At 47.8% G+C, this 13,686-nt stretch carries 12 protein-coding genes; 8 read left to right on the top strand and 4 right to left on the bottom strand.

Translation table 11 applies throughout. From position 1 onward, the window contains the following. Window positions 1–22 precede the first annotated feature (22 nt). From Q0090_RS00635 to Q0090_RS00620, 4 genes are all read right to left on the bottom strand, one after another. Window positions 23–853 carry a 5'-nucleotidase, lipoprotein e(P4) family gene (locus tag Q0090_RS00635; RefSeq protein WP_297946418.1) on the bottom strand — a complete coding sequence of 277 codons (831 nt, stop codon included), beginning with the start codon at window positions 851–853 and terminating at the stop codon, window positions 23–25. Window positions 854–857: 4 nt separating this feature from the next. Next, on the bottom strand, window positions 858–2,252 hold the full coding sequence (gene radA, locus Q0090_RS00630; protein ID WP_297946415.1) for a DNA repair protein RadA: 1,395 nt from the start codon (window positions 2,250–2,252) through the stop codon (window positions 858–860). 31 nt (window positions 2,253–2,283) lie between these two features. Next, a complete protein-coding gene (locus tag Q0090_RS00625; RefSeq protein WP_297946413.1) occupies window positions 2,284–3,216 on the bottom strand; it encodes an amidinotransferase in 933 nt (310 codons plus the stop codon). A gap of 146 nt (window positions 3,217–3,362) precedes the next feature. Continuing rightward, complete coding sequence (locus Q0090_RS00620; protein WP_297946410.1) at window positions 3,363–3,758, bottom strand: T9SS type A sorting domain-containing protein; 396 nt, start codon at window positions 3,756–3,758, stop codon at window positions 3,363–3,365. A gap of 394 nt (window positions 3,759–4,152) precedes the next feature. On the opposite strand from Q0090_RS00620, the gene Q0090_RS00615 reads away from it, so the two are divergent. From Q0090_RS00615 to Q0090_RS00580, 8 genes are all read left to right on the top strand, one after another. Continuing rightward, on the top strand, window positions 4,153–4,851 hold the full coding sequence (locus Q0090_RS00615; protein ID WP_297946407.1) for a PASTA domain-containing protein: 699 nt from the start codon (window positions 4,153–4,155) through the stop codon (window positions 4,849–4,851). 1 nt (window position 4,852) lies between these two features. After that, window positions 4,853–5,932: an RluA family pseudouridine synthase gene (locus Q0090_RS00610; RefSeq protein WP_297946405.1), complete on the top strand. Its 1,080-nt coding sequence runs from the start codon at window positions 4,853–4,855 to the stop codon at window positions 5,930–5,932. 42 nt (window positions 5,933–5,974) lie between these two features. Then, the gene (locus Q0090_RS00605; RefSeq protein WP_297946401.1) at window positions 5,975–6,967 is read left to right on the top strand and encodes a D-alanine--D-alanine ligase; all 993 of its coding nucleotides are present in this window, start codon (window positions 5,975–5,977) and stop codon (window positions 6,965–6,967) included. Next, entirely contained in the window at window positions 6,964–8,136 is a 1,173-nt protein-coding gene (locus tag Q0090_RS00600) for a 1-acyl-sn-glycerol-3-phosphate acyltransferase (protein WP_297946399.1), read from the top strand. Before Q0090_RS00605 ends, Q0090_RS00600 begins: the two co-directional genes overlap by 4 nt. A 61-nt stretch (window positions 8,137–8,197) precedes the next feature. Further along, on the top strand, window positions 8,198–9,154 hold the full coding sequence (locus Q0090_RS00595; RefSeq protein WP_297946396.1) for an NAD-dependent epimerase/dehydratase family protein: 957 nt from the start codon (window positions 8,198–8,200) through the stop codon (window positions 9,152–9,154). Window positions 9,155–9,459: 305 nt separating this feature from the next. Then, window positions 9,460–10,056 (top strand): ribosome biogenesis GTP-binding protein YihA/YsxC, encoded by a 597-nt coding sequence (gene yihA / locus Q0090_RS00590; protein ID WP_297946393.1) that lies wholly within the window; start codon window positions 9,460–9,462, stop codon window positions 10,054–10,056. Next, a complete protein-coding gene (gene galE, locus Q0090_RS00585) occupies window positions 10,053–11,078 on the top strand; it encodes a UDP-glucose 4-epimerase GalE (protein WP_297946391.1) in 1,026 nt (341 codons plus the stop codon). The genes yihA and galE overlap by 4 nt, the downstream gene beginning before the upstream one ends. An 829-nt stretch (window positions 11,079–11,907) precedes the next feature. Continuing rightward, entirely contained in the window at window positions 11,908–13,647 is a 1,740-nt protein-coding gene (locus tag Q0090_RS00580) for a leucine-rich repeat domain-containing protein (protein WP_297946388.1), read from the top strand. The last annotated feature ends 39 nt before the right edge of the window (window positions 13,648–13,686 follow it).

Here is a 13,686-nt window from a genome sequence, read left to right as displayed (position 1 = left end):
ACCTGAAGGTATGACTGAAGCATTACTCTCCACTTTGGGAGCGTAGGGACTGAATAAGAAGACGCTCTTCGTCCCTACTCGAGCGGCCTTCGTGTATAATTGCTCGCTCCCAAGTACCATAATTGGGATTGGGCAATACAATAAATTTCTTACCAAACTCGCTCTTGAATTTTTGGACAGCATCCTTTCGATCCTTAGCATTCAAGCTATCGAAAATATGATCGAAGTCCCCTAAATTATCCCCTAAGAGGAGTAAAATATTGTATTTAGAGAGGATTTTTTCACGGCGAGTGCTCTTATCAGACGTCTGCTCACGCAAGAGAAGATGCTCTTCATCGGCTTGAGGGAACCCAAACTTCTGTAGATTGGCAAGGGTTGCAGCCCTACTCTCGGGATCTCTATTGGAGACATAAAAAATCTCCACACCCCGATCCTGAGCCAAACAGAAGAAGTCTAGAGCACCTATTAGGGTATCGGCCTCGGCCAACTCGCACCATTTATTCCAAGATTCGGACGTAAACTCTTTTCCTCGAAGAGCTAGATGCACAGCATTGGGAGTGTTATCTAAAATGGTTTCGTCAATATCTGTAACAACGGCCCAAGGCTTAGCCCCGGGAGCTAGAGGCGAACGAGTTGCTTCGAGTACCCGATCCGTTGCAATATTATAGGCTTGCTGGCAAAGGGCTTTGTACTCTGCAGAGTGCTGAATCCATGCAGAAGTATAGAGCTTACCTCCGATCAAAACAGATCCTTGAGTGGCGGGAGCGCGATGCCCCGATACATTAGTAATAATACAACCACTGAGCAAGAGAGAAAGGAGAGTGAGCGAAAGTAGAGAAATACAACGACGCATACTGCTACTGATTAGTTGATGAAAATAGAATCCGGAAAGCCTCCTCCACACCACTGCAAAGGTGAATTCGAATCGCTCTCCCCGTAGCAGGATGCAAGCGATCGGAGTCGTTGCTTCTCGGTATAATAATATCCTTGAATCCAATACGTTCGGCCTCAGCGATGCGTTGTTCAATACGCTGAACGGCTCGAATTTCCCCAGACAAACCCACCTCTCCTGCGATGCAAAAAGTGGAGGGGATGGCTCGGTCTAATCCCGAAGATAGCACAGCCGACAATACTGCCAGGTCTACAGCCGGATCGTTGATGCGTATACCTCCGGCAATATTTAAGAAGACATCTTGCTTAATGAGCTTGAATCCGGCGCGCTTCTCCAGTACTGCGAGCAACATATTGAGCCGCCTGAGGTCGAATCCTGTAGCACTCCGCTGCGGATTGGCATAGATGGCACTGCTGACGAGAGCTTGAGTTTCTATAAGTAGGGGGCGTGCGCCCTCCAAGGCTACAGCCACGGCTCTTCCGCTAAGAGCCTCCATATCTTTTGAGACTAGATGTTCCGAAGGATTCTCCACGGCCATAAGCCCCTCGTTGCGCATCTCGTAAATCCCTATTTCGTGGGTACTACCAAAACGATTCTTACTGGCTCTCAGGATCCTATAAAGGAAGTGTTTGTCTCCCTCAAACTGCAACACCGTATCCACCGTGTGTTCTAAAACCTTAGGACCTGCAATAGAACCATCCTTTGTGATATGCCCAACAACGATAATCGAAACGCCTTGTGTCTTGGCATATTGGAGGAGGAGGCTTGCGCACTCTTTAATCTGAGATGGCGTACCGGGGCTACTCTCCGAAGACGACGTTGCCACCGTCTGAATGGAATCAATAACGAGTAAATCCGGATGTACTTCTTGAGCTGTTGCCAAAATTTCCTCTATGGAGGTTGAGCAATAAATCAAGCAGTTACTCTTTTCGCTATTGAGGCGATCCGCCCGCATTTTGAGTTGCTGCTCACTCTCTTCTCCGGAGACATAGAGGATGCGAAGGGTCTGAAGCCGAAGCATGGTCTGCAAGAGCAAGGTGGACTTACCAATGCCGGGCTCTCCCCCTAGTAGAGTAAAAGAGCCCCGAACCAGCCCCCCTCCCAAGACTCGATTAAACTCGCCATCTAACAAATCCCAGCGAGCCTCTTCGGAGGCTTCTATGCTATGCAGAGGACGCGCAACAGCAGGCTTGTGCCCCGTAATGCGCTCCACAACACCCCCACCCTTAGACAGAGAGGGACGCTCAACCTCTTCTTTTAGTGTATTCCACTCCTTACAAACCGTACACTGCCCTTGCCACTTGGGATAAGAAGCTCCGCATTCACTACAAACAAATGAAACCTTGACGCGTACAGCCATAGCTCTCGAAGGGATAGGAGTCTAGAGCTATTTAATCACGAATAATAGGACAAGTAGAACATCTGAGCAACCCACCCTCCTTTGAGATCTCGTGATAGGGAATTGCCTCTACCACCATATTCCACTCGGTTGCCAAGTGATGGTTCAAACGCTCGAAGCGTTCTTCCGAAATAATGGCTCGGGGGGAAAGAGAGAACAAATTCGTAGAAAGGCTCATGGCCTCCTCTTGGGTTACGACAAAGAGGTTCTCGCGACCAAAGATGCGCTCGATCAGTTGGTACTCTTCCTCTACGGCAAAACCTCCGGGATAAACAACGGCCTTCCCTTCGGCAACCGGTTGAAAAGTACAATCGAGGTGCAGGATGGATTGAGTAGGATCCGTGTCGTGTTTTCTCAAATGCAACGGAATAACCTTCTTGTCGGGGAATTGCTTTTTGAAGAACTCTATGCCGGCACGATTGGTACGTGCGGTCTTATATCGATCAAATTCATCCTCCCGACAGGTACCGATGAATAGATAATCATTATATAAAAGTACATCCCCTCCCTCGGCATGTGCCTCCTTGGGCATCTCTACCAAGTGACCGGGAGCTATGCGATCGAAGATGGGACGGAAAGCCTCAACCTCCCGCATCCGATCCTCTATCATATTGGCCACAAAGAAACGATCCCCTATGGTAAAGGCTACGTCTCGGGCAAATATTTGATTGTAGTTGGGGATAAACGTAGGGCGAAGCACCTCCACTTGATACCTCTCCAAGACGGAGAGTAATGCATCCATCTCCCTTTTTATGTCTTTTTCTTGGGGATAAATACCCAACTCCACACTGCGATAGCTTGTTGCATCATAAGCCTCCTCCAGAGAGGGAGTGACTCCGGGAGAATCCGGCAGACCAAGTACTACGGTATGTAATTTTGCAGTTTCGTTGGCTGCGTGTGGGGTTAATGGTGCTTTCATATCCATTTCGTTTACAACTATATAGCCGTAATTATTATTCGGACGTATGCCTCCAGAGCAGCCCTCTATCCACACCCAGCCTCAGGAGAAGCAGGTCAGACACCGCTCTAGGCGCCGGGTAACCCTAATACGCTCCGCAATTAGAGTTTCTCTTACAACTTCACCTTAAAGGTCTTGCGATGCCCCTCCTTGCTGATAACCTCTACAAGTAGTAAGCCCGAGGGGAGCTGGTCATGCCCAATACGCAAGACGCCCTCGCCTTGTGGGGCAACCTTATACCATACCCGACCCGTTATATCGTAAATAGTTATTAGCTGTACATTAGAAGTCGGGAGCTCTATCACGAGATCAGACGGAGTACTAAAGACTCGTACCAACGCAAAATCATCGTCTGGAGCACCCAAATCCGCAACTCGGGATTCCTCTTGCGCAATTGGCTCCGGCGCTTCGGAAGCAGCCATCATTTGAGTGGATACAGCCAAAGTAAAAACCGCTAGTAGGCAGCCTATCAGCGTTCTACGGAAAGATGGAGTAGTCTGTTTGCTCATACTTCTGCATTTACTATATCTCTTGCAAATATACAATATTCCTCACACACGCCATCATATTTCCGGAGTCTTTTCCCTCGAACCGGGGAGAATAGCGGACTCCTCTCCTACGAATAAAGGGAAAGTAGCGGGCAAAAATGGATTTACTTTTGCCTAAGAATCCTCCCAATCCGGCGCTATTTTTCAATCAAACCCTCAGAGAAAGAGATGCGCCCATAGGCTTCTTGCTCTCCCTCTTTTTCATTAGAGAATCAGGCAAGAAACCTCGTTGTGTGCCTCTTTTGCTGTATCTTTGATGCCGGAAAGTACCCAACCTCCCCTATTTCTCCCATTATCTTGGGAGCCGAATAGAGGCGTAAGGCTGTGGTGCTCTACACCCCAATCGAAGAAATATATGAATTGGAGAAACTGGACATTCATTCGAAAACACCCCACAATCAGCTCTATAGTGGCGATGGTTGTCATTTCCATATTGGTACTTTTTATCGTATTCCTGCTGATGCATCTCTACACTCGGCACGGACAAGCAGTGACAGTACCCGAGCTAAAGGGGCTATCCTTTGACGAAGCCATAGAGAAACTCGACGATGCCGGACTGAAGTACGAAGTTGTGGACTCCAACTATGTGGAGGACATGAAACCCGGAACCGTCTTCGAGACCCTCCCCGAGGCGGGTTCTCGTGTAAAGCCACGCCGCATCATCTTCCTAACTATCAATGCCTTTTATCCTCGTATGATAGCTATACCCGAGGTAGAGGGGCAGTCTGCACGTCATGCCAACGCCCTACTAGAAGGCTTAGGCTTCACCAATATCGGACTAAAGCGAGTGGATGGCAAATACAACGGCCTTGTGGTAGGTATTGCCAACGACAAAGGCCAATTAATGCCCCCCGGCACCAAAGTTCCCCTCAAGGCACACCTTACCCTTTTGGTTACGAGTGATGCTTTGAGCTTTAGTGCGGATAGCCTTGCCATAGAAGAGTCTCTATTTGCCAGTCCCAATGGGGATGATGCTTCCGCAACGGCCCAATCGGAGATAGACACACGCGAAGTCGCCCCGATAAAAGAAGACGAACCCGAAGAATGGTGGTAACATGGCTCTGAATTGGGAGAATGAAGAGGAGGACCTAGACACCCTATCACCTCTCGACGAAGAGGGGGATGAGGAAGGGGGAACTCTCTACGAACATTTTCGCATCGTTGTAGATAAGGGGCAAGCTCCCCTACGTATCGATAAATTCCTAGTCGACAAGTTAGAGCACAGTTCTCGACATCGCATCCAACTGGCTGCAGAGGCGGGCTATCTTTTTGTGGGAGAGGCCCCCATCAAAAGCAACTACAAAGTTCGCCCCGGAGACGTTATTACCCTACGTCTGGCCAGACCGCCCCACGAGCGTGGTATCGTTGCCGAAGATATCCCCTTAGAGGTTGTTTACGAAGACAATGACCTACTGGTGGTAAATAAGCCGGCGGGGATGGTCGTACACCCTGGCAACGGCAACTATACGGGCACCCTCGTAAATGCCCTGGCTTACTACTTCCGAGACGATCCCACATACGATGCAAACGACCCCAATGTTGGGCTCGTACATCGTATCGACAAAGACACCAGTGGGCTCCTTGTTGTGGCGAAACGCCCCGAGGCTAAGACGGCCCTAGGGAAGCAATTTTTTGAGAAGACCTCTGAGCGAAGCTACCGAGCTCTCGTATGGGGAGCCTTTAAAGAGAGCGAAGGAAGAATAGAGGGCAATATTGGCAGAGACCCCCGAGACCGAACTCGTATGAGCGTTTTCCCTCCCGATAGCGATGAGGGGAAAAATGCCGTTACACACTATCGGGTACTCGAGACCTTTGCCTTTGTTTCTTACATTGAGTGCCGGCTAGAGACGGGGAGAACCCACCAAATCCGCGCCCATATGAAGAGTATAAATCACCCCCTATTTAGTGACGAAAAATATGGCGGCAGTGAGATACTTCGGGGTCGCCCCTCTAGTAGTTACCTAGCCTTTGCACGACGCATGCTCGACACCTGCCCGAGACAAGCCCTCCATGCTCGCACCTTGGGATTTACCCATCCCTCAACCGGAGAATTTATGCGCTTCGAAGCTCCCATCCCTCCCGATATGGAGCAACTCATCTCGGAGTGGAGAGATTATGCTCTTGCCCTCGTATAGATATCAAACTCGACCCTATTCCACCTATATAGTGTAGTGTATATGAAGACCCAAAAACCACTGATAGCCATTGTTGCCGGCGGGTACTCCGGCGAGCGTGAAGTATCGCTCCGTAGTGCAGCCACCATCATAAAAAATATAGATACGACCCTTTTCTCTCCCTACCTTGTTCGCCTATCTAGGGATCTATGGGAGGTAGAAGTAGAGGAAACATGGCTTCCTATAGACCGTAACCACTTCTCGTTTATCTTTGGAGGTAAAGAGTGCCGTTTCGACTATGCTTTCATTACCATACATGGCACTCCCGGCGAAAATGGATTGCTGCAAGGGTACTTCGACATGCTCGAGATCCCCTACAATACGGGGGGTGTTTTGTGCGAGTCTCTCACCTTTGACAAGTTTACCTGCAACCACTATCTCTCTGCCTTTGGCATTCGCATAGCTGCCTCCGAGAGATTATTCTCAGACATTCCCTACCAAGTAGAAGAGGTGGCCAAGCGCATCCCTCTCCCCGTATTTGTAAAGCCCAATGCCGGAGGCTCTAGCATAGCCACAACCAAAGTTACCTCTATGGATCAACTTTCCGTGGCTATCCAAAAGGCTTTCGAAGAGGCTCCCGAGGTGCTTGTAGAGCGTCTGATCGAAGGTAGCGAAGTTACATCCGGTTGCTACATTGTAAACAACACACCCCACCCTCTCCCTCTCACAGAGGTAGTGATAAAGAAAGGGGAGTTCTTCGACTTCGATGCCAAATATCATGGCAATAGCGATGAGATTACCCCTGCGCGTATCTCGACAGAGCTCACAAAGGAATTGCAAGACCTCACCTCGCATATTGCCCTTCTATTGCACGCCCAAGGGATTATCCGTGTAGACTATATTATCGAAGCCGACGGCAAGCCTACGTTGCTAGAGGTAAACACGACCCCCGGGATGACCGAAGCGAGCTTTATCCCTCAAGAGATACGAGCTGCCGGGCTTGAGCTATCTCATATATTTACAGCGATTATAAACGACAAACTACACCTCCTATGACCTCAACAGCCTCAACCGAAATATGGGGTGATATTCGTCCCTATCTCGATAGTGAAGTACACGATGCCGTAGAGCGACTATTGGCCGATCCGGAGTTTTCTGCACTGCTCGATCAGGTTCTCCCTAGCCAGGCCGAGGCTCTAAAGCAGGGCATGCTAAAATCCCAAACAATACGGGAGATCAAGCTTGCTTTTGGATACAACATCATCCGTTATATCGTAGAAAAGACGGCATTTAGCTGCGACTTGTCGGGTACATCTCGCCTTGGGGGGGATATTCCGGCTACCTTTGTAAGCAACCACCGAGACATCATTTTAGATACCGGGATACTCAATGTACTCCTAGCCGATAAGGGCTATCGCCTCCCCCGTATCGCCATTGGCGACAACCTCTTTGCTCGCCCTTGGATCAAAGAAGTGGTGAGGCTGATGGATAGCGTCACCGTGAAACGCGCCGAATCGCCCCGCGACTTCCTTGCCTCCTCCCAGGCGCTCTCAGCCTATATACACCATAGTATTACACAAGACAAAGCCTCTTTGTGGATTGCCCAACGCGAGGGGCGTGCAAAAGACAGCAATGACCGCACCCAGCCCGCCCTACTCAAAATGCTTGCCATTGCTGGAGAGGGAAGTATCATAGACCGACTACTTGACATAAATACGGTACCCGTTGCCATTAGTTACGAATACGACCCTTGCGACTACCTCAAGGCTATGGAGCTACTTGCCCGCCAGCAAAATGGAGAATACCACAAGTCGCCCGGCGAGGACGTACTGAACATGCGCGAGGGGCTCATGGGTAAAAAGGGACGTATCCATGTTACAATTGGCACACCGCTTCGGGAGCTAATCTCCGAAGTAGAGATCCCCAAAAGTCCTAAAGACCAGCTACATCTTGCCGCTGAGCTTATAGACCAAGAGATACATCGCCACTACCGGCTCTATCCGGCCAATTATATTGCAGATGACCTTCTTAGTGGCTCTATGCGCCATCATACTGCAGGGCACTACAGCAGCAAAGAAAAGGGTGAATTTGAGCAATATATAGAGGCTCAACTAGAAAAATGCCCCACACCACTAGAGGCTCGGCCCCAACTACGGGAGCATATGCTACTCATGTATGCCAATCCATTACGCAATCATTTACTCGCTATTAAAGAGGCAAAATGACCTCTAATAATTAGCAAAAAGTTACCTTTGCAGAAGATATATAGTTAACCATTTAGGAGTAATGAAGAATATACTCATCATCGGCTCAACAGGGCAAATTGGCTCGGAGCTCACTATGAAGTTGAGGGAGACCTACCCCTCTGGAAATGTAATTGCAGGCTATATCCCGGGCGCAGAACCCAAGGGAATTTTGGCAGAATCCGGTCCTGCTGAAGTGGTGGACATTACCAACGCCCAGCAGATTAGCGAAGTGGTAGATAAGTACCATGTGGATACGATTTACAACTTGGCAGCCCTACTGAGTGCAGTAGCTGAGGCAAAACCTCAACTTGCATGGCATATCGGACTTGGAGGTCTCTTCAATGTACTTGAGATCGCTCGTGAAAAGGGTTGTGCCGTATTTACTCCTAGCTCTATCGGAGCTTTTGGTAACGACACCCCAAAAGACAAGACACCCCAAGATACCCTACAACGCCCCAAGACGATGTACGGGGTGACCAAAGTAGCCGGTGAGCTTCTTAGCGACTACTACTTCAAACGCTTCGGTGTAGATACTCGCTCGGTACGCTTCCCCGGCCTTATCTCCAACGTAACTCTCCCCGGAGGGGGTACAACGGACTACGCTGTAGATATCTACTATGCTGCCGTAAAAGAGGGTAAGTTTGTTTGCCCCATTAAGGAAGGTACTTACATGGATATGATGTACATGCCCGATGCTCTCCGTGCAGCTATCGAGCTAATGGAAGCCGATCCTACGCGCCTCGTTCATCGCAATTCTTTCAACATTGCCTCCATGAGTTTCGAGCCTAGCCAGATCGCAGCTGCCGTAAAGCGTCAGATCCCTAACTTCGAGATGACCTACGATGTAGACCCTCTCCGCCAAGGCATTGCCGAGTCGTGGCCTAACTCGCTTGATGACACCTGCGCTCGCCAAGAGTGGGATTGGAAGCCCCAATTCGACATCGACACCATGAGCGAAGACATGGTACGCATCCTAAAAGCACGCTACAATAAATAATTTCTTGCCCAGAATCCCATAGAAATCCACCCAGATTCTAGCGAAAAACTAGCTAGATTCTGATAGAAATCTACCCAGATTCGGGTCCACTATTAGGGGAGCACACTTTCTATGGTGTAGCTCCCTTTTTTGTTTCTGTTGGTTACCAGCCTTTCATCAAGCGACTAGGAATGCTCTTCCCACTTCCTAGGCACTTATAGAAGAGGAGGCAATAAATTAGTAGAAAGAGACTACCTTTGTGGGAGCCCCAGCCCAAAAGGACGGGTATTTATTGCGTCACCCAACAAACACAATTGCTGAGACTCATGATCATAAAGACTGCCGAATTTGTCAAAAGTAGCGCTCAACTGGATCAATGCCCCGAGAGTAAACTGCCGGAATATGCCTTCATTGGACGCTCCAATGTGGGTAAATCTTCCCTTATCAATATGCTTACAGGGCATGCCAAGTTGGCCATGACAAGTTCCAAACCAGGCAAAACCCAACTCATCAACCACTTCTTAATCAACAAAGATTGGCACCTTGTAGACCTCCCGGGCTATGGTTATGCCGCTCGCAATAAGGAGCAACGCCTTACCTTTCGCCGTATGATTGAGGGATATATTTTGGGACGTAAGCAGCTTATCAACCTATTTATACTCGTTGATAGCCGTCTGGAACCACAAAAAATAGACCTAGAGTTTATCCAGCAGATGGGTGAAGCCGGGGTACCTCTCTCTATTGTCATGACAAAAATTGATAAGCTCTCTCGCCCAAAATTGCAAGAGTCTATAAAGCGATACCAAGAGACCTTGTCGGAAGAGTGGGACGAACTGCCCCCCTTCTTTTATACCTCATCAGAGAAAGCGGCAGGGAGAGACGAATTGCTACAATACATCGACACTATTAATCAGTCACTATGAAAGGAACCATTCTCGTAACGGGAGGAACAGGCTATATTGGCTCCCATACAACGGTAGAACTGATCTTGGCAGGCTACAAGGTAGTAGTAGTAGACAACCTAAGCAACTCCCGTCGTGAGGTGCTCGATGGGATCGAAGCCATCACGGGCAAACGCCCCGAGTTTTATGCCATTGACTGCTGCGACCAAGGGGCCTTGCGCCAAGTCTTTAGGGAGCACCCCATAGATGCCGTTATCCACTTTGCAGCGAGCAAGGCTGTAGGGGAGTCTGTACAAAAACCCCTCCTCTACTACCGCAATAATATCCTCTCGCTCATCACCCTGCTAGAGTGCATGCAAGAGTTTGCAACCAAAGCTCTTGTTTTTTCTTCGAGTTGCACGGTGTATGGGCAGCCCGATGTGCTCCCCGTAAGCGAAGATGCCCCTATCCTTCCTGCAACTTCTCCTTATGGAAATACCAAGCAGATTAACGAAGAAATTATTCGGGATACCATCCTATCAGGAGCAGATTTTCGAGCTACCTTGCTACGTTACTTTAACCCAATCGGAGCCCATCCCTCAGCTCTTATCGGGGAAGAACCCAACGGAGTTCCTCAAAATCTTATTCCCTATCTAACGCAAACGGCGGCAGGCATCCGTGAAGTACTCAGTGTATTTGGCACTGACTATAATACCCCCGATGGCAGCTGCATTCGCGACTACATCAATGTTGTTGACCTAGCAAAAGCTCACATCGCAGCTCTAGACAGAATGCTACAAGCGAAGGACGCCCCTCAGCTTGATGTTTTCAATATCGGAACCGGCAGAGGGGTAAGTGTAATCGAACTCATAGAAAAATTTGAGACCGCCACAGGCGTAAAGGTTCCTCATCGGTATGTGGATAGACGAGAAGGCGATATCGAAGCCATTTGGGCGGAAGCTACAAAGTCTAACGAGGTACTCGGGTGGCATGCAGAAAAGAGTTTAGAGGAAACTCTACGTTCTGCTTGGGATTGGCAATGCTCTCTCGCTAAGCGAGAGTAAGGAGTTCCCCATTCTCCCATATCTACTCGACACAAGATAGAGAGGTGAGGGCTAGAAGCTGAGAGCCCCCTCAGGCGAAAACAAAAAGAGCCTACCCCATAACGATTACAAGGCAGACTCTTTTTCTGTGGAGAGGGATAGCTTTCTATTTTCCTCAAGAATAGATAGGCCCGGACAAAACATTAAAACAGATTTTAAGAAATGCTTATCTAGGGTCTCAATCCTCAATGGCTTAAAAAAAGCAAAATCAGAAGATAATATCATATTATTACCCCATCCACAATACATCCATTTATCACCAGATATCAACAAAAGAGTTTCTGAAATAGAGGTTAGCAACTCGAGAGATAAGAAATTGCGACCACAAAGCAGCAAATTATCCCTCCTCTAATCCGCAAGAGAAGCCCTCTAGAAAGTCGAAAAAAGTGACATTCTCAAGAAGATCATTAGAGATAAAAAAACTAAATCCATCGAGGAAAAATCGCTCTAAACGCAATCGGAATAGCAATATATTTTAGGATATATAAACACTAAAAGTAGCTCTCAAAAAGGCTGTAACTGAGAGTATATCTAACTTTCGAGAGAGGAAACCCAGCCCATAGAAACACGTAACCGTACCATACTCTCGAAGAATAGCACGGAATAAAACAAGCCTGCTTTTTCTCGCCTAATTCTCCCAAAAAATAGCCTCGAAAAGGGGTGAAAAGTTTGCTATTCTAGAAAAAGTGCTTACCTTCGCACGTGAGAGATCATAGAAATAGTAGCCGAGAAACGTCTCGCAAATGCTATATGATATAAAACCGCAATAATTAAACATTAAAACAGAAAAATGAAAAGATCTACTCTCATTTCTGTTGCTATTGCTTCTCTAATGTCGGCAGTAGCGACAAATTCGTTTGGGAACACCGTGGCACCAGCGGCTTCTCAAATAGGAGTTAGCACCGGAGACAAGGTTACTTATAGTACCACCCGGAGCACAACATTTGACGATTCTTGGAAAAAGCCTGACTACTCAAAGAAGTTCCAGGTAGACAAGTTGTTCTACTACGTTATCAGCGAAGCTGACAAGACTGTAGGTGTAGCTCCATATAGTGGTATAGACAACGTGTACCAATACGACATGGTGGTACCCGAGACTATTTCTTATGGCGGTAACACCTATACAGTAGTGGCTATCGGACGTGTCGCTTTTGCGAATATGTTCAATTTGACAAGCGTCAAACTTCCTAAGACCATTAAATATATTGGACAGAGCGCATTCTGGGGGTCTTCTATTAAGTCGATAGAAATTCCTGATGCAACGGAAGAAATTGGTGACAAGTGCTTCAAAGAAGCTATCAAACTCAGCACTATCAAACTTGGTAAGGGGCTTACCCAAGTCGGGACAGGCGCCTTCTCCGGCTGCTGGGATGTCAAAGAGATAACGATAGCCGAAGGGAACACTGCCTTCTCAAATAGAGATGGAGCTCTGTATACCAAGGACGAGTCCACTGTTATCAAATATCCTTCGTACAGAAACAATGTAAAGGAAGTTATTCTCCCCTCTACAGTGAAGAAAATTGCTGAAGGAGCATTTGAGTATTGTGAGTACATCACAGATATTACCATGAACGAAGGGCTCAAAGAGATCGAATCAACAGCATTTTATCTCTGTAGAAGCTTGAAGTCTGTAAAGATCCCTGCTTCTGTAGAGAAGATTGCAGATGGTTCTGCATTCTGCCTTCTCGAAAGCTGCGAAAAGTTTGAAGTAGCTGCAGGCAACCCCACCTTCGAAGTGCTTATGAATGGCAGACTTCTTGCCAACAAGCAGACTCACACAGCTGTTTCTATCCTCTACACAGAAAAGAGAGAGCCGATTACAATCCCCGAAGGTATCGAACACATCGGAGATAAGGCTATGCTCGTACTCTTCGAGAACAGCCATATGGAAGAAGATTATAGAGGTAGAGGTCCTCGTGAAGTTATACTCCCCAGCAGCCTAAAATCTATTGGCGCATTTGCCTTTAGTGGTAGCAACCTCTATTCTATAAAAGTACCCGATGCAGTTGAAACGATTGCTGCAGGTGCATTCCAAGATTGCCAAAGACTCAATTATGTAGAGATCGGCAAGGGGTGCAAGACCCTTGGGGATTTCGTATTCGCAACATGCCCCGCTCTTGCGACAAAGGGTAAAGGTATCATCCGTATCTATGCAGAGGTACCCCCTAAAGTACAAGACATTGAAGGTAAGTCTATAGAACTCGATGAAGATCTCGTTAAGGGCGCACAATTGCAAGTTCCCGAGGCAAGCCTCTCTGAATACAAGAAGGCCTCTGCATGGAAGAAGTTCCGTCAGATCATAAAACTTGAAGGCCAGAGCGTAGAAGAAGTCGCAAGCGAAAGCCTTGTTTTGATGCCTTCAGCCGGTGTTCTTCGCATCGAAAACCCCGAAGCCAACCAAGTAAACCTCTACTCTATCAACGGCTATTTGGTACATAGCACCAACGAAACAGCCTTCAGTGTAGAGTTGTCTACGGGTATCTATTTGGTTTCTTCCAACGGAAAGACTCAGAAGGTCTACATCCCCTAAGTATTGGTTATAGAACATCATTCTCATAATTAACAAAAG

It is taken from the genome of uncultured Porphyromonas sp. (assembly GCF_938023125.1).
Classification (GTDB): domain Bacteria; phylum Bacteroidota; class Bacteroidia; order Bacteroidales; family Porphyromonadaceae; genus Porphyromonas.
This window is presented reverse-complemented; position numbering and strand designations above follow the sequence as displayed.